The sequence below is a fragment of the Flavobacterium potami genome, from assembly GCF_020026915.1.
Lineage (GTDB): Bacteria > Bacteroidota > Bacteroidia > Flavobacteriales > Flavobacteriaceae > Flavobacterium > Flavobacterium potami.
This window is the reverse complement of record NZ_JAINUY010000005.1, coordinates 369,502-387,334: the sequence shown is the minus strand read 5'-3', so window position 1 is coordinate 387,334 and position 17,833 is coordinate 369,502. Positions and strand designations below refer to the sequence as shown.

The window sequence follows — 17,833 nt, the reverse complement described above, 5'->3', positions numbered from 1 at the left end:
TGTAATTTTGATTGATATTTTAAATTACACCATGTTTTTTTGATAGTATCTTATTTTAAAGTTACAAAAAAGCACCGTTTTTGCCGAATTTATTAAAATTAATTTATCAATTCGGTTTTTAAGGTGCTTAAAAAGTTATGTTTATAAAAAGAAATAGGAGAAATGTTTTATTTCTTTTGAAGCTTTGCTATTAAAGCGTCTTCAATAGGAGCTTTTAATTTGGTTACGGCATCAACTTCATCATTTGGAACAGTCATGGATAAAACATAATGTTGAATTTTCCATTCGTTACCCACTTTTACCAAAACACCAGAACCACGACAGATTTTCATTTGAGTATCTAGTAATTCATCAAACCAAGCAATTTTTCCTGATTTGTCAAAAAAGATGTGACGCTCTAAGGCTTTGAAATTCCATGTTGTTCCTTTATCGAAATAGGGTTTTGCCCAAACCTGAAATTCTTTTTTGGTCCAGTTTTCGGTTGCGTCTGTTCCGATGTAAATCGCATCTGTATTTAAGGCATTAAAATATGCATCAAATTTTACGTCGGCCGCTGCTTTGTGCCAAGCGTCTAAAGTTTGGTTGATTTTGTTTTTGTCTGCTTGTGCATTTGCGAAAGAAGCAACGAATAGAAGAAGTAAAAGTATTTTTTTCATGAGTAAAATTATTTGAGTTTAAAGGTATTAATTTTTTGAAGTATATAAGTTATTCAAGGAAATTAAAGAAAGCACAGTATTGTTACAAAGGCACGAGGACGCAAAGTTTTATTTTAAGATTCTTAGCCACTCTGTTCCTTTGTAGCTTTGTCCCTTTGCACCTTATCAAATAATTATCTTAATATTACTTATATGGTGAAATCACCAAAAAACAAGTATATTTGAGAGATTTTAAAATATTGCCCCAATGAATACAAAAATACTCCTTTCAATAGCTATAACTTCTTTGGTTTTTATTTCCTGTAAAAAGGAATTAGAGCCACAGGAAAGCACTGCAACATCAGAATTAGTAAGATTAGGACTTGCAAAAGATACCACAAAAACTGCTGCGCCGGTAGTGCAAAATCCTACTACAAATCCGAACACGGTATTAGGAGATACTAAAGGATTGAATCCTGCACACGGGCAACCAGGACACCGTTGTGATATTGCGGTTGGAGCGCCATTAAATTCGGCTCCGACACAACAAGGACAAACGGTACAGGTAAATCAAGGTCAGCAACAACAAGTGGTAACTACGACGACTACAACTCCTGTTAAAACAGCAAAAGGAATGAATCCGCCTCATGGACAGCCAGGTCACCGTTGTGATATTGCGGTTGGGGCACCTTTAAATTCTGCGCCTGCAAAAACAACAGCAGCCACCTCGAATGCAGTACAAAGCGGCAACGTTACACAGAATTTCACCGTTACACCTCCGCCAGCATCCAATCCAGTTCCGGCCTTGTTGAGTACAGAAACAGAAACTGCGGTAGCAGACGGAATGAATCCGCCACACGGAAAACCAGGACATCGTTGCGATATTGCTGTTGGAGCTCCGTTGCCAAAATCTTAGAAAAGTAACAAAGTGACAAAGTAACAAAGTGATGAAAAAGAAAAGTGACAAAGGTTCCAAGAAAACTTAGAATCTTTGTCACTTTGTTACTTTGCAACTTTATATAATTAATGAGCTTTTATTTTCTCGAAAGTGGTAGTCAACGATTTTTTGACTTTAGCCAATGCGCCACTGAAAGCTTTTTCAAGAGTTTCGGCGTGTTCTGTAACGGTTATAGCTTGTAATTTTACAGGACGGACTTCAATCACACATTTTTTGTCATGCAAGCTGAATTTTTCCCCATTTTCATCTCCAAAGTGAATTTCTACACGGGTAATTTTATCTTCAAATCGATTCAAGCTTTTTTCTATTTCTCCAGAAAAATAACTTTCTAATCTTGCGCTTCCTTCAATGTTTTTGTCGGTGTTGATTTGTACTTTCATAACGGATAATATTTAATGATTCATTCTCAAACTTATTTATTTTTAAAGAGAAAGCCAAGTGAGTTAAGGAAATATTATGAAATCTTTTACAAATTTATTTTTCCTTGAAAAAAAATAAAAAATAATAATTTCTTAAATGTAATTCAAACTAAGTTTTTATTTATACATCGACTAAAAAGCCGACTATACTCCGTTGTTTTAAAGTCCACATTTTCCAACTTTTGTTAGTATGGATATTAAACAAAGATTCGGACTCAAAATTAAAGAGCTAAGAAAACTTAAAGGTTTATCGCAAGAAAAGCTTGCAAATTTAGCGGAGATTGATAGAACATATTTACCAACAATTGAAAAAGGTGAAAGAAACGTTTCTATTGAAGTTGTAGAGAGATTGGCAAAAGCTCTGAATGTTAAAATTAAAGATCTTTTCGATGAATAGATTTTATTATTCTAGTTTGATAAGTGAATTCATTACTAAAGATAATGATAGCATTTGTGGCACAATAGTTAAAAGTGATCTTCATAGTGAATTAAAAAGGCAACAAACGAATGCATGGCTATCTCAAATACCAATTTTAAAGAAAGGACTTGCAAATTTTACAGGCAAAATTTATTTTGAATTTACCATTCCCAGAATGGGAAAAAGAGTTGATAATATATTAATTATTAGCAATTGTATTTTTGTTATTGAATTTAAAATTGGTTCCAAAAAATACGATAAACATGCAATAGAACAGGCTTTTGATTATGGGTTAGATTTAAATAATTTTCATGAGAGAAGTCATAATAAAATTATTGTTCCCATTTTAGTTGTAGATAAGGGAAAAAGTATTGAAAATATTTATACAAATTCTATAGATAATTTATATGAGACTATTTTCGCAAATGAAAATAATTTATCTGAAGTTATTGAAAAAACATTGCAAAATTTCGATCAATTTGATAAAATTGATTGGGAGGAATGGGAAAACTCAATATATAAACCAACTCCAACTATTATCGAAGCGGCGACAGCATTATATAATAATCATAAAGTAGAAGATATTACAAAATATGAAGCAGGAGACGATGATCTGTCTAAGACTTCACAATGTATTAATGATATTATTGATTGTTCAAAAAAATATAAAAAAAAATCAATTTGTTTTATAACTGGAGTTCCTGGAGCTGGAAAAACTTTAGCCGGATTGAATATTGCAAATCTTCGTTCTGATTATGAGAAAGAAGAACATGCTGTTTTTCTTTCGGGAAACGGACCATTAGTTGATGTTTTGCGAGAGGCATTAGCCAGAGATAAAGTAAAATCTGATAAAAATAAGGGAATTAATACAACCAAAAAAGCAGCATTGTCAGATGTTAAATCATTTATACAAAATATTCATCATTTTAGAGATGCTTCATTAAATAATCTGAATGCTCCCTTTGAAAAGGTGACTATTTTTGATGAAGCTCAGAGGGCTTGGACAAAGGAAAAAGCAACTGCTTTTATGAAAAAGAAAAATCTTCAATCTAATTTTAATACATCCGAACCTGAATTTCTTATTGAAGTTATGAATAGACATCGGGATTGGTGTACAATAGTTTGTTTAATTGGTGGAGGACAGGAAATAAATACTGGAGAAGCTGGATTAGAAGAATGGATAAGACCTTTTGAAAATAAATTTAAAGATTGGAGTATCTTTTATTCGCCACAAATTTTGAAAGATAGAAATTATATTAAAGACGAGAACATTGGAAACATCCTTAAGAAGGTTAATTCTAAAGAGAGAAAAGGATTACACTTATCAGTATCCTTGAGATCTTTTAGAAGTGAGCAACTGTCAAATTTTATCGAAGAGGTAATTTATAATAATTTTGAGAATGCCATAAATATTTATAAAAATGAAATTGAAGAAAATTATCCAATTAAAATTACTCGTGACTTAGATAAGGCAAGAAAGTGGTTAAGAGAATCGGCTAAAGGTTCTGAACGAATTGGAATAATTGCATCATCTGGTGGAATACGCTTAAGACCATTTGGATTAAATGTCAAAGCTAAAATTAAGGCTCCAATCTGGTTTCTAAATCATAAAGATGATATTAGATCTTCATGCTTTTTAGAAGAGGTTGCTACAGAATTTGACATTCAGGGATTAGAATTAGATTGGGCTTGTGTTGCTTGGGATGGAGATTTGTTTTATGATAATAATGAATGGAATTATCGAAAATTCACCGGAACAAGCTGGAAAAATATTATGAAGCCTGAAATAGAAAATTATCTGATTAATTCTTACCGTGTTTTATTGACCAGAGCAAGACAAGGAATGATTGTTTATATTCCTCATGGAAATAATGAAGATGTTACAAGACCAGAATTTATGTATAATGGAACTTTTGAATTATTTAAAGCATTAGGAATAGAAGAGATATAAATTTTTATTGAATTCAGCTTTTATAAACTGCCTCAAATTATGTTTTAAGGCAGTTTACAAACAATTTTATCTACGAAAAATTTTCAGGATATGCAGTATTGAAATAATTTTCAAAAGCCTTGCAAAGCAATTCCTTGTCTACCTCAAACAATTCATTCCTTATATTCCAATTTTTTATATATTCTTCGTCTTGTTCACAAATTTCTTCTCCAACAAGTTTTCTAGTCAATATATCACTTAGTAAAACACTATCACAATGCGAGTAATTTGGGTAATATTTTTCTATGAATAACCAATAATCAAATTTATCTTCGTCTTCTTTTTCTTCGGTGATTTTTTCTTCAAATTCCTTAATAATTTCAAAGTCAAGCCAACCCATTGCTTCTCCAATTCCTTTATAAAATGCATTTCTTTCTTCACGGGATTCAAAATTGTATTTCTTTAAATTAATTATTTTTTCAAAATCATTTAAAGGTTGATTTTTATGAAACTTTCTTACTTGCTCTTTTCCGAAAATTATTTCTGCTAAATATTTCATTTTGTTGACAGATGAGTTTTACACTTTACGATTAATCAAATGTAATTTAGTAAGTTAAAATGAACCGCTTACAATTGGCCTCATTTAAAAACAAAAAACGCCAACCATTCCTAATTGACGTTTTCTATAATTAAAAAATATCTTTTAAACTATGATTTATCCCTCTTCCCCCACTTAACCTTAATCTTCCCCTCATTATCATAAGCAATCAAATGCAGCACAATACCACGTTCTCGAACCTCTTTACGTTCTTCTTTTGTCGCCAATTTAGCATCGTTTTTTGAGTTTCTTAGGGGAACGGTAAGTGCGAGATTCGTGCCTCGGCCGAAAGAATAGATTCCGTCTACATCGAAGTTTAAGACGCTGGAACTTATGGTGAGTTTGTTAATGTCGACTTGTTCGCCGCGGAGATTCAGCGAACCCGATAAATCGCTGAACGTAATATTCTCGACATCACGAAGCGGAAAAGCAAATTTACCGACTTTCATAATCGGTTCGAAGTTTAACAACGCACCTTGGTTGACATTAAAATCTAATTTTCCTCGCATCGAATTGACAATCAAATCGCCTTTGCTGCTCATTAAGCCAGTAACATTGGCGTTACTGCTCAAGCGCCCGCGAATGTTTTTCGGACTAAAAGACTTGATTCCGAAGTTATTGAAAGACTTCAAAAAGCTTGCAATATCTACTCGGTTTACGTGTGCCGTAGAACTAAAAATATAATGGTTTCCGCTGGGCTGAATCGCGCCATTAAAGGTAATGTTTCCTCCAGAAGTTTGTAACGTTCCATTTTTAAGCAAGAGTTTGGAATTGAGCATTTGCAAAGTGGCTTTGGTATTGGTTGCGGTCAGCGAACCGTACGTGATTTTGTCTGCTTTTAGATTAACCACGGCCGTACATTTCTCAATAACCGATTTCAACTGATTGGTAAAATTGACATTCTTTTTAGCGGATTTCTTTTGAGCCATTTTTTGAGAAGGCGAATTTTTTAAAACACCTAAAAACTGTTTTACATCAATATTCGGGCAGTAAATATTCCAATCTACCACCATTTTTTCGGGTGCGTCGTAATAGAGATTCAGGAAATTATCGATTTTTCCGTCGATACGAATGATGTTCTTTTTGTGTTTGTAAGCAATTTTTTTGATGTAAAGCGCTTGTTCTGTAAACGATAATTGTACCGCCGTTTTTTCAGCACGAATATTTTTCGGAAGATAATCGAACGTAGCATCCTCGATGTCAACGCCACCTAAAACACGAGGTTTGTTGATGTACAAATCGACAATATCAAACTGAAATTTCAAGTTGGCTTTGGCATGACCGCTTTCAAAATGAAGGATTTTTTCATTCATCATTCCGTTGAGTTTTGAAATGTCAAAATCAGAAGTTACAATTCCAGTCGCAATTGGTTTTTCGAGATTATTGATTGTCGCTTGTGCAATTGTCAGGGGAATATTTTCATAATCGGCCTTAAAATTGGTCAAAATAATAGCCGAATTCGGATCGTTGAACCCATTTTGGGGTTTGAAATTATTGGTAAAAATTCCTTTGAAAGAGCAATTAGTAAACAAACCGTCAGGAATGGTCAATTCGTTATTTCTGATATCGGCCTGAACCACGATTTTCGGATCGCCTTCTACATTCAAATCGCCTTTTATATCGCAGTTGACTTTAATCGGTTTTTTTAAATCAAACTGATTGAGTTTGGTACTAATATTTCCAGACAATAAATTAGAAGCATTTCGCCATAAAATATCCGTTCCAATATTGATTCCGAATAGCGAATTGGTTTTTCCGATATTAAAGAAAGCCGTAATATCAAAAACATCAGAACCGATTTTTAACTTCTGCGTTTTAATATTTATTTTTTGATGTGCTTCGGCATACGAAATGTCAAAATTTCCTTCCAGCACTTTTTCTTTGGCAAAACTTCCGTGAACGGTATTAAATGCCAGACTGTTTATTTTGGTTTTCAAATACAAATTCGTCTGCCAATTATCATCTTCATAATCCACTTTCGATTCTAAATTGGCTACATCAAAATCGAATAATTTGTGACCTAAATGATTGTCAATAATTACATGAACATTGTTGAGGTTGACATAATCAATTGTTGTTTCTGGTTTTTCGTTATGGCTTGGCGTTTTCTTCTTTTTCGATTTAAAGATATTGACGTTCGAATATCCGTTTTCGGCTTTATAAATGTAAATCTGAGCGTCGTTGATTAATATTTTATGAATATTGATTTCCTTTTGCAATAAACTCCAAATGTTCAAACGTGCTTCGATTTCTTTTGCTTTCAACAAAGTATGTTTGTGACTTGCCCATTGATTGTCTTTGATTTCAACTTCTTTTAAAGCCAAAGTAAAATTCGGAAAACCAGTCAAAAACTTATAATGAAAGTCGGTTATATGAAATTTACCATTTATGTTTTCGTTGATTTTATGATTGACTTTTGCAATAATTTCTTTTTTATTCTGATTGAAATAAACCGATAAAGCGCTGCAGGCAATTAAAAGAATTCCGATTAATCCGAGAATGAAAAAGCCAAAACGTCTGGCATACTTTTTAAAAGAATGAGATTGAAGAAAGGTTTTTATTTGAAGTAAAGTTTGTGGCATTTGAATCAAATTTTTGGAGTATTAAAGATACTACAAAAAAGATTAACATATTATTGGGTTGGTTTTCAGTAGAATAAGTTGTAATTTCAAACAAATGAAACCCTCTATACAGTTGATAATTAATGACAATACATTTATAATGAAAACTAATTTAGTAATGGTGTTTGATTTATTTTAAATTTTTAAATTTGTACTGTAGTTTGAAAGTTAAATATTTCAGACCTAATTTTAATCTTAATATATTATGGCATTAGCAATAACAGATGCTACTTTTGATGAAGTAGTTTTAAAATCAGATAAACCAGTAATGGTAGACTTTTGGGCAGCATGGTGTGGTCCTTGTAGAATGGTTGGTCCAATCATTGACCAATTGAGCGAAGAGTACGCTGGTAAAGTAGTTGTTGGTAAAGTAGATGTAGATGCTAACCAAGAATTTGCTGCAAAATATGGTGTGCGTAACATACCAACCGTTTTGGTGTTTCAAAATGGTGAAGTAGTAGGAAAACAAGTAGGAGTAGCTCCGAAACAAGCCTACGCAGATAGTTTAGACGCTTTATTGTAATCTCAGATTACGATTGATATAAAAGAGGTTTGACGAAAGTCAGACCTTTTTTATTGGATTTTTTTTCAGCCACGAATTGCACAAATTGGCACTAATTTTTATTTAAAAAAAGCAAAATAGGATCTTTTAATTTCACAAAATTAATTCGTGAAAATTCGTGTAATTTGTGGCAAACTTTCATTCAAAAATTATAGTAAAAGTTGCTCCAGCATTAGGCTTTGAACAAACTTCAATTTTGCAGTTAATTGACATTGCCAAATTATTGTGTCGAGATTTTTTCGCCACGACCCAAGCGATAGCGAACTGACGCAGCAATTGCACAAATTGGCACAAATTTAATTCGTGAAAATTCGTGTAATTTGTGGCAAACTTTCATTCAAAAATTATGGTAAATGTTGCTCCAGAATTGGGCTTTGAACAAACTTCAATTTTGCAGTTAATTGCCGTTGCTAAATCGCGAATTAAATGCAAGCCCAAACCTGATTTGATTCCGATAACTTCTGATTGGTCATACAGAGCTTTGAATTTTTCTTGTGTTCCTCCCGGACCATTATCAGTTATGGAAAGATAATTTTTCTGATTTTCCTGCCAGGCTTTCCAAACGATTTTGGCATTTGGAGTTTTGTCTAAAGCTTTGATGGCGTTTCCGGTAAGATTTCGAATAATCGTTTTGAGGTAGTTTTCGTCTGTTTCTAAAATGATGTTTTCAGGGTTTTCAAAAACAATTTCGATGTGGTCGATATTCGAAAAATGCTTTTCTGTTTCTTCAAATAAAACTGCAATTTCCGTTTTTCTAAACTGAGGTTTAAAATTCTCCATTTGTCCTTTGCTCCAAAGCAGAATATCTTCCATAGAAGACAATAAATTTTCGGCTCCGGTTGTAATTTTATGCTGCATTCGAATTGCCGTTTCTTCATCAATCAATTCCGGATTTTCTTTTTGAAGATGTAAAAAATGAATCAGATTCGAAATAGGACTTCGAAGATCATGATTTAAAATACTAAAAAATCTAGCCTTTATTTTATTGGCGTCGTCCAATTCCTGATTTAAAGCCTGAAGTTTTAAATTGGTTTTCTTTCTACTCTGACTTTGTTTCAATAGCAATAATCCGATGATACAAACCAGAGCAATTCCCGAAATCAGGAAAATACGCTGTTGTTTGGCTTCTGCAATCTGAATGTTTTTTATAGCATTTTCGGTCGAAAGATTTTTAATTTCCTGTGCTTTGGTTTTGTTTTGAAATCGGGCTTCGGCATTGGCGATGTTTTGTTTGGCAGACTGCGCCATCATTTCATCGTTATTTTTACTGTAAATTTCGTTGTAATAATAAGCTTCTTTCCATTGTCCCAATGCTGCATAACTTTGAGAAAGCTTTTTATTAATCATAACAAAAGATTCTTTGTCATATTTAAGAGCCTTTTCAGATGCTTTTTTTAATACTTGGATTGCTTTTTTGTGTTCTCCTTTTTCGTTTAAAACCTTTCCGTAATTCGTATTGGCTTCCATTATGATGTCTGGATCGTTTGATTTTTCTGCAAACGAAACCGATTTTCTAGCATACTCATAGGCTTTATTGATGTTGCCTTCGCCTGCAGAATATTCGGACATACTTCTGTTGGCAAAACTTAAATTAATAAAGAGAGAATCTTTTGCTGTCGGATACGAGTAAACAAGATTGTAATATTTACGGATACTGTCTTTTTCTTTTAAAGCAACATAACTATGCAAGTAATAATTGCATAAATAAGCCATTACATAGGGAGAGTCTTTGAGATACGGCCTTACTTCATTAAAGTACTCAATAGCTTTTGGAAACTGCTTCATTTTGGTATAAGCACTCCCAATTTGAAGATACGATATGCCAATGTTTTCTTGGTTGGCAATACTTTTTTTGAGTAGTTTTTTATACCCAATCGACTTTAATTGATAATTAATGAAAGTTTCGTATTCAGAATTATTCTGATAGTATTCTGCAATGCTTCCATTTAAGACTGATTTAGTATTGATATTCTTCGTCGTATCGAGAACTTGTTTAATATATTTCAATAAAGATTTGCCTTTTACAGTATCCTGAACGGAATAATAAACATAGTTAAGACGCATTATAGCAGTCGTTTCATTCTTTAAATGTCTGGCTTTACGGGCATATTTCCAGGCAAGTTCAAAATTAACTAAGGCTTTCTGATATTGATTGTTGGTAAATTCATAACCAAGTCCTTTTTGTATATAGAATCGACTTAAATAAACATTATGATTTTTAGAAATTGCAATTCCTTTGTCTGCAGCAGTTATAAGCTTGGCATAATTTTCATTTTCTAAAATTTTTTCGGTATACTTTAACCAGATTTGAAGTTTTTCGTCTGTCGTTTTATAACGTGCCAGATTGGGTTCCTGCTGGGCAAAAGCATTAAAACTAATGAATAGAAAGAGCAGGAACTTCAAATTTTTCATGCCATCAGGTTTAAGTTCTCTTTGTAACTTCTTCCAATCGGAATTACGGCATTATTATTCAGGATAATTTCAGTTGAATTTATCTTTTGAACATATTGTTTCTGTACAGCATAACTTCTGTGAATACGAATGAAGGATTGAAAATGATCTTCTTTCAATAAATTTCCAATACTCGAAAGCACGCAATGCCTTTTTCGGTCTGTAACTACCAAAGTATAATCTTTTAAAGCTTCGAGATATAAAATTTCATGAAGTTTGACTTTTGTCTGCTCGTGTCCTTCCTTAATATAAATGGTATCGCCGCCAATACTGGCTTCAAACAAAGAGGCCTTTAGTTTGATTTCCATAAATTCTTCTATACGATTTATGGTTTGTGTAAAACGATCCAGTTTCAAAGGTTTTACGATAAAGTCTAATGTTTCGATTTGAAAGCTTTCTACGGCATGTTCAGGATGTGCAGTTATAAAGACACAAACCGGAATATCCAAAGCTTGTTTTCTAAATTCGATTCCGTTTAATCCCGGCATATCGATATCTAAAAACAGAATGTCGATTTTTTCTTTTTCTAAAAAAGGAACAGCATCTTCAGCCGATTCAAAAACGCCTAAGATATCTAGAACAGGGAATTTCTTGGCATACGAAACTGCCGTAAGTCTGTCTATTTCGTCATCATCAATTATAATACAAGTGTATTTCGTCATCATTCAAACTTAATTTATGTCGTCTGTCTATTTAAAATGTTGTTCGTCTATTGGCTGTTTTTAGCTTGAACTTATTGCTGCAAATTTGTCTTGTAATTCAATCACAAAGGAAAGAAACTGCCTTTCTGATTATTGCAAAAATAAAAGCTATTAAATTAAAAAAGAACTATTTAATTAATTTTTTAAAACCAAAATGTTATGAAAACGTTTAAGACCATTTTTTTTATTTTACTAATCTCTATTTCAACAATTGCCTGCAGTTCAGATGACGGTACGGATGGAGTTGACGGTGCAGTAGGGCCGGCAGGACCAGCGGGATCAGCAAATGTTATTTATAGCGCATGGATCAACGCCCCGGCGGGAACACCAGAAACAATAGATGGAACATCAGGATTGTCTACTTCTTTTGCTGTACCGCAACTTACAGCAGATATTATGGCCAAAGGAACTGTTTTAGTGTATATGTCTTTTGGATCAGGAACTAATGTGTATACACTTCCTTACACTTCAACAGCGGGAGGTTCAGTTAACACTATTACGCCTATTGCAAGCCTTAATACGATCAAAATTTTCCGATTCAAACATGCAAATGACGGTACAACTGTAGCGCTTCCGGCTTCTCTTAACTATCGTTATATTTTAATTCCAGGAGGAGCGACTGCAGCCACTTCAAAAACTACCAAAGTAGATTACTCTAAAATGAGCTACGAAGAAGTTTGTGATCGTTTGAATATTCAACCGTAATTCTATAACAACCAATATCAATAAAAACTAATCAAAATTATTATTATGAAAACTTTTAAAACCATTATTACCGTTTTAGTAACCGCTATTTTGGCCATTTCATGCAGCAGTGATAAAGACGATAAAAAAACATATCCAACAGAAAATCCACTAGATGCTTATTATACAGCAACAGGTTTTACTACAGTAACCAACTTTATTAATTCTGGAGATTACGAATTTGGTTTGGCATTTACGCCGACTGTAAAAGGAAAAATTAATGCCATTACCTTAAAACTTCCAGCAACAAATCCGTCAGTTCGTGTAACGATTTGGGACTATACAACAAAAACGGTATTGCGCTCAGAAATGATAAACGTTGCTACAGCCGATTTAAAATTTACTAAAGAAATCAGCGAATTAGCTTTAGAGAAAGACAAAAAATACCTCATTTCTATGAACTCTAATGATTGGTACAAAAAGAACAAAGCAGACAATTCGAATGTAGTTTATCCTATCGTAGCAGGAAACATTACATTCAATGAGTACAGATGGTTAAGTGGTACAACACAGACTTTTCCAACAAATGTTTCTGCAAATTATAACGCAGGAGATTTAAGCTTTGATTTTCAACAAACAGAATAATTCTTTTTTTGGATAGCTTTGAATTAGTAAAGGAAAAGGTTTGACGATTGTCAAGCCTTTTTCGTTTGAAATAGAAAACGGCGCTCTTTTGGAACGCCGTTTTTTTTATTTTTAAAATAATGAATTAGTGGTTATGCGTTTCACTGCTTTCATAACCTAAAATCGTAATCATATAAGGTGTGTTAGAAACCTTTTTCTTTTTGATTGCCGATGTAACTAGATTTACTTGTAATAATTCTCCCGTTGCTGGCGAAGTGATATAAGCAAAACGATCTGTTACAGCCATTTGAGGTTTTAAGGTTGCATCTGTAGCGGTTTCGGAAGTTGCTTTAACTTCTTTTGCAACTTGTAAACTACTGATATCGTAAAGTTTAAAATCTCCTGAATGCAATAAAACAGCTAGTTTTTTATGATCGTAACTTACTTTACATTGCATAATTGTCGTGTTGGCGATAATTGGTTTTACCGTATTAGCAACAACATCAATTAAATAAGCACCTTTTGCAGCAGTAAATCCGATGAATTTTCCAGCTGAAGCGGTTTCTAAAATAGTTCCAAACCAAGCTGTTCCAAAATCTGCAGGATGATCGATTAGTTTTTGGTTTCCGTTGCTTTCTACCACTAAAATGCCGCTAGAAGAACCGAAAACTGCGTAAACTCCATCTGAAGCATTTCCATGAATTCCTTTGGTTTGAAGTTTAGCATCAAAAAGTGTTTTTCCTGTATTGTCAATGATTTTTACTTTCTCAGGAAGCGTTCCGGTAACCGAATTGTCTTTTTCGGTAATGGCGTAAGTTCCGTTTGTAAAAGTAGCCATTGCACCATGATGCGCCAATAAAGCTGCGTTGATTGTTTTGAACGTTGCGCCAGCTTTTTGAACATCTGCTTCTTTACCAACAGAAAGTGTTCCGTCTCCGTCATTAAAAGTTAGAATTTCTCCAATTTTACTTTTAAAATGCGTTGGTTTTAATGCGCTTGTCGCTAAAACTCCAAATTTGGCAACATCATCAACATCGATGTGGTCTCCGTGTAATTCTAGTCCGCTGTCGAAAGTTTCTACGAAATTATTGTCTCTGTGAACAATTCCGGCATAACGCCCAGATTCTGTGGTGTACAAAGACGATTTAGCAAACTTGGCAGTAAAAGAACTGATTTTATCTTCATGCGGATCAAAAAGCGTTAACTCAGCTGTTTTTTCGTCAGAAAGTAAAACTCTAACGAATGTATGTTCTTCAGATTCATGATCGTGATCGTGGTCATCGTGATTGTCATCGTCGTTGCTGCACGAAACCGCAAAAAGCGATAAAACAGATAAAAATAGGAGTTTGTAAAACTTGTTTTTCATTGTAATAAAGGGTTTAAAATTTGTAAATAATTGAGTTTTGAATGGTATGCTTATCGCGAAAACGAAAACGGAATTTTCATAGAAACAATAATGTTTCTTCCCGCTTCAGGAAGTTCGATAAGTCGGTAAAAGCTTGTGTGATTTAAATATCTTGTATTGAATAAGTTTTGGATTTGAACATTGACGCTGATAGTCTCTTTTCCCGTTTTTATTTTGGTTCCCAAAGCCACGTTAAAAACATGACTTTCGGCTGTTTTTTTCTCAGGCGGAACAATATGGTTTTGTGCGGCTGTAAGGCGATAATCGAAAGAGAAATAAGAATCTTTTAAAAAGCCTGTTTGAGGCTCGTAATTCAATCCGAACAAAACAGAAGGAGGTGGCGAAAACGGAAGTGTATAACCCTTTTTGCTTCCCGATTTTTGTTCGGAATAAAGATATTCTGCCGCGATTTCTGCACTTAAAGATTTTAGGAAATAATAACGTGTCTGGAATTCTGCACCATAACGGAATACTTTACTCTGCTCATATTGAAAAACTTGATTTCCGGCTCCATAATAAATATCATGCGCTGAAGTTGGATTTAAATAAATGAAATTCGGAAAATAATTCACAAATGGTGTCAGCTGAAAAGACCAGTTTTGCTGTTGCCATTCCATTCCCAAATCCAATTGATACGAACGTTCTGCATCGAGATTTGGATTTCCTTTTTCGAATCTGAAATAATGATAATTGACACCGTTTGAAGCCAATTCTTTAGCAATTGGCATTCTAAAACTTGAACCTAAATTGGCTTTCAAAGTCAAATTTCCAGGATTATAATTTACCCCAGCCGACCAAGTAAAACTGTTGAATGTTTTGGTCAAATCGTCAGAACGCTGTAAATATTCCAATTGCGTCTGATTGTTTTCTGAAACTGGACTTTCAAACCAGTCGTAATACGATTTCATTTTGATTGTACCATAATCGTAACGAACGGCACCGTGAAGAAACCATTTTTCATTAAGTTCAACTTTGTCATAAGCAAACAAACCTGCATTCAATTGTGTGAAAGCTGGAATCAAAAAACTCCATCCGCCAATGGCATTTTCTTGTGCCACGACATTAGTTCCAATTGTAATTTGATGGCGATTAACAGTAAATTCATCTTTAGCCGAAAACGACCAAACATCTTTATCGTATTGGCGTTCCAAATCTTTTGGCGCATACATATTATCTGGATAAATTGGAGGCATATAACCGTGATTGACGTAATGGCTCCATTCTCTCCTAAAGTTTTTCTGAAAACCAATCTGCGTTTCAAAAGAATGATTTCCTAGTTGAAAAGAAGTCGTATTGCTCACTTTTAAATGATTGACTTGCTGATACGGCATCAAAATATCTCGGCTCGATTTATCATGCAATTCGATATCGACATTTCTAGGTTCGAGTCCGTGCGCATTCGCAAAAAAGCCGCTTTTGGTGTGAACATTACTGAAATAAAAAACCGACTTTAATTTTTCTCCAGAATAACCCGTGCTGAAATGAAAATCGAGTTCGCGTCCAGCTGTATTTCGCAAATGATTTTTATACAACGGAACCGTATAACTATAGACTTGAACCACATCGGTCGGAACACGATAATCGCCGTAATCCATTGTCGTTACTCGAGAATCGAAAAACCAGTTTTCATTTCTCCCATATAAATTGACAGAACTTCCAAATAGCGCATTATTGCTTTTTCCTGTAAGGTCAACACTTCCGCCAAAAGAATTTCTGGAAGGAAGAGGAAGCGGTTTAATATTTACCGCACCACCTACAGCATCAGATCCGTAAATAAATGAAGAAGGTCCTTTTATGATTTCTACTCGGTTTACGGCATATTGATCGATTTCCAGACCGTGATCGGCGCCCCATTGCTGGCCTTCGTGTTTCAAACCGTTTTCAACCACAATTACCTGATTAAAACTCAAACCTCGAATCAGCGGTTTTGAACCTCCAGAACCAATGGAAATGGTTTTAACGCCAGGCAATTTCTTTAAAGACTGCATCAAACTCCCGCCAAGATTACGCTGAATAAAACTGCTGTTTGCAGTTTCAACATTTAGTGATTCTTCTTTTTTGCGTTTTTCAGCTGCATTTCCGTTGACAATAACTTCGTTGAGTTCTTTAATTTCAGGCTTTTTTTCTGAAGGCTTATTTTGAGAAACAACTTCAGATGAAATCAATAAACAAGCGAGTAAAAAACAATGTTTCCAATAAAGGAATTGGGCATTCTTCATTAAATTCTGATTATAAAATTTTAATACTTAAACCTTTCAGCGTTTGCCAGCCTTCTTTGTCCGTTAGTCTGATCATAAAATGATAATCGCCAGGATCAACATCAGCAGGAATGGTAATTTGCGCTGTTGCTTCATAAGTTTTCACGCCATTTGGAATAGTGTAATTGTTGATGAAAAGCATTGGATTTACAGGTTTTTTCACCGCTTCGGTTTCACAAGTTGTGACTTCCGTGCTATGTGTATGATGATCGAAATTGTGATGAATGTCCAAACTATAAGAACCCAATTCGACATTATCATTAAAAGTAGCTTTGAAAGTGAAGGTTTTTCCACGTTCAATTGTACTGCATTGAATTGGAAAAGCATCTGATCCAGTTATATCAATTACAGGATATTCAGTATCGATTTCTGCATTATCGCTAGAACAAGAAGAAATAAAAGCCAAAGCAAAAACGCCTAATAAAAAGGATATCTTTTTCATTTTTTTTGATTGGAATTAAAGTGCAAATGGAAGATCAATTGATTGAGAAAAATTGATATTGTAAGTCGTGTTTTTATACAAAACCAAGAAAGTATAATCGCCGGTTGTCCAAGATTTATTAGCTATTAAATCTTGTTGAACAGGAGCATTGTTGTCTTTAGCAGCGCCAATTATCAGGTTTGGTTTTTCTCTTGTAAACTTTACGCCATCCCATGGAACATTAGAAAACTGACTTGCATCGGCTACATTTTTATGTTCGATGACGTCATAAACGATTACTTTTTTGAAATCAATTTGATCAACGCTTTCTGGATTGTGTTTGGCGTTTTTATTGATTAAAAGCAAATACATAATTCCGTCGCCTTTTATGCCTTCAAGTGTTACTTGCGAACTGAAAATGTCGTTGTTTTTGTACTTCGCATTGGCATCAGAAAATTTGCCTTTTCGATACATAAAAGAATCATTTATAAAAAGGGTAAACACAGAAGCCACAGGATTTACAGGAATATTTTCTAGTTTGTAAATCGTGATGGTTTTCGTTACTTCCAGTTTGCTTCCGTTTTGATCGTTGATGATAATGATGAAATCATATTTACCTTCAACAGCATCTTCTGGAATGTCAAAATGTTTGTGAACCGTTGCGTTTTTGGCATCTGCATATTGCGTCCAAGTAATTTCGTGAGACCAGGCTTTTGAATAGGTTTCCGTGCTTTTTTGTACAATTTTCACTTGTACATTTTTGATTTTGTCTGCAGCAGTAACTTCCGCATTGAAATGGAAATCTTCGCCAATAGTGGCGGTTTCGTTGTTTCCAAGCCCCAATTCGATTTTGTCAATCGCAGGAATGGCTTGTGTTTGTTCGGAATCGTCGTTGCTACAACCTGTAAAAGCAATTGCAGCAAAAACCGAAGCCAAAATGAGTTTTGTTGTTTTCATTTTTTCTGATTTGATTTTGATCATTTTATAAAGAGTATTTGGGTTACAAAAAGGTGTTATGATTCCAATATTCAAGTCCCAGAGGGACAAGATATTTATAGATATAGATTTACCGTTCAGAAAAGAGCCCCAGCGGGGTGAAACCATCTTCTGACTGATTAAAAACAGCACATCACAAACTAAAAACCTCA

16 protein-coding genes are annotated in these 17,833 nt (G+C 34.0%); 6 read left to right on the top strand and 10 right to left on the bottom strand.

Going from position 1 to position 17,833, the window contains the following annotated elements:
* Positions 1-167: 167 nt before the first annotated feature.
* Positions 168-656: a nuclear transport factor 2 family protein gene (locus K6T82_RS16560; RefSeq protein ID WP_223707809.1), complete on the bottom strand. Its 489-nt coding sequence runs from the start codon at positions 654-656 to the stop codon at positions 168-170.
* Between the two features lie 247 nt (positions 657-903).
* On the opposite strand from K6T82_RS16560, the gene K6T82_RS16555 reads away from it, so the two are divergent.
* A complete protein-coding gene (locus tag K6T82_RS16555; RefSeq protein ID WP_223707807.1) occupies positions 904-1,551 on the top strand; it encodes a hypothetical protein in 648 nt (215 codons plus the stop codon).
* Positions 1,552-1,658: 107 nt separating this feature from the next.
* Here K6T82_RS16555 and K6T82_RS16550 read toward each other — a convergent pair whose 3' ends face one another.
* Positions 1,659-1,973, bottom strand: coding sequence for an HPF/RaiA family ribosome-associated protein (locus K6T82_RS16550; RefSeq protein WP_223707805.1), 315 nt, complete (start codon positions 1,971-1,973; stop codon positions 1,659-1,661).
* Between the two features lie 229 nt (positions 1,974-2,202).
* Here K6T82_RS16550 and K6T82_RS16545 point away from each other — a divergent pair, with 229 nt between their 5' ends.
* On the top strand, positions 2,203-2,409 hold the full coding sequence (locus K6T82_RS16545) for a helix-turn-helix domain-containing protein (protein ID WP_223707803.1): 207 nt from the start codon (positions 2,203-2,205) through the stop codon (positions 2,407-2,409).
* Positions 2,402-4,381, top strand: a complete 1,980-nt coding sequence (locus K6T82_RS16540) for a DUF2075 domain-containing protein (protein WP_223707800.1) — start codon at positions 2,402-2,404, stop codon at positions 4,379-4,381. The genes K6T82_RS16545 and K6T82_RS16540 overlap by 8 nt, the downstream gene beginning before the upstream one ends.
* Before the next feature lie 70 nt (positions 4,382-4,451).
* Here K6T82_RS16540 and K6T82_RS16535 read toward each other — a convergent pair whose 3' ends face one another.
* Both K6T82_RS16535 and K6T82_RS16530 read right to left on the bottom strand, forming a co-directional pair.
* Positions 4,452-4,919 carry a hypothetical protein gene (locus K6T82_RS16535; RefSeq protein WP_223707798.1) on the bottom strand — a complete coding sequence of 156 codons (468 nt, stop codon included), beginning with the start codon at positions 4,917-4,919 and terminating at the stop codon, positions 4,452-4,454.
* A 149-nt stretch (positions 4,920-5,068) separates the two neighbouring features.
* The gene (locus K6T82_RS16530; protein WP_223707796.1) at positions 5,069-7,540 is read right to left on the bottom strand and encodes an AsmA family protein; all 2,472 of its coding nucleotides are present in this window, start codon (positions 7,538-7,540) and stop codon (positions 5,069-5,071) included.
* 244 nt (positions 7,541-7,784) lie between these two features.
* Between K6T82_RS16530 and trxA the strand changes: the two genes are divergently transcribed.
* A complete protein-coding gene (trxA, locus tag K6T82_RS16525) occupies positions 7,785-8,102 on the top strand; it encodes a thioredoxin (RefSeq protein ID WP_008466289.1) in 318 nt (105 codons plus the stop codon).
* Between the two features lie 372 nt (positions 8,103-8,474).
* Here the strand turns inward: trxA and K6T82_RS16520 are convergent, their stop codons facing one another.
* Together K6T82_RS16520 and K6T82_RS16515 are read right to left on the bottom strand one after the other, a co-directional pair.
* Complete coding sequence (locus K6T82_RS16520) at positions 8,475-10,553, bottom strand: tetratricopeptide repeat-containing sensor histidine kinase (RefSeq protein WP_223707794.1); 2,079 nt, start codon at positions 10,551-10,553, stop codon at positions 8,475-8,477.
* On the bottom strand, positions 10,550-11,257 hold the full coding sequence (locus tag K6T82_RS16515) for a LytR/AlgR family response regulator transcription factor (RefSeq protein WP_223707792.1): 708 nt from the start codon (positions 11,255-11,257) through the stop codon (positions 10,550-10,552). The genes K6T82_RS16520 and K6T82_RS16515 overlap by 4 nt, the downstream gene beginning before the upstream one ends.
* A gap of 195 nt (positions 11,258-11,452) precedes the next feature.
* Here K6T82_RS16515 and K6T82_RS16510 point away from each other — a divergent pair, with 195 nt between their 5' ends.
* Both K6T82_RS16510 and K6T82_RS16505 read left to right on the top strand, forming a co-directional pair.
* Positions 11,453-11,998 (top strand): hypothetical protein, encoded by a 546-nt coding sequence (locus tag K6T82_RS16510; protein ID WP_223707790.1) that lies wholly within the window; start codon positions 11,453-11,455, stop codon positions 11,996-11,998.
* Between the two features lie 45 nt (positions 11,999-12,043).
* A complete protein-coding gene (locus K6T82_RS16505; RefSeq protein ID WP_223707782.1) occupies positions 12,044-12,622 on the top strand; it encodes a DUF4082 domain-containing protein in 579 nt (192 codons plus the stop codon).
* A 124-nt stretch (positions 12,623-12,746) separates the two neighbouring features.
* Here K6T82_RS16505 and K6T82_RS16500 read toward each other — a convergent pair whose 3' ends face one another.
* From K6T82_RS16500 to K6T82_RS16485, 4 genes are read right to left on the bottom strand one after another with little or no spacing between them, the layout of a single operon-like run.
* Complete coding sequence (locus K6T82_RS16500) at positions 12,747-13,967, bottom strand: hypothetical protein (RefSeq protein WP_223707780.1); 1,221 nt, start codon at positions 13,965-13,967, stop codon at positions 12,747-12,749.
* A 50-nt stretch (positions 13,968-14,017) separates the two neighbouring features.
* Positions 14,018-16,225: a TonB-dependent receptor gene (locus K6T82_RS16495; RefSeq protein WP_223707778.1), complete on the bottom strand. Its 2,208-nt coding sequence runs from the start codon at positions 16,223-16,225 to the stop codon at positions 14,018-14,020.
* Between the two features lie 10 nt (positions 16,226-16,235).
* Positions 16,236-16,706, bottom strand: coding sequence for a DUF4625 domain-containing protein (locus K6T82_RS16490; RefSeq protein WP_223707768.1), 471 nt, complete (start codon positions 16,704-16,706; stop codon positions 16,236-16,238).
* A gap of 15 nt (positions 16,707-16,721) precedes the next feature.
* Complete coding sequence (locus K6T82_RS16485; protein ID WP_223707766.1) at positions 16,722-17,642, bottom strand: DUF4625 domain-containing protein; 921 nt, start codon at positions 17,640-17,642, stop codon at positions 16,722-16,724.
* Between the last annotated feature and the right edge of the window lie 191 nt (positions 17,643-17,833).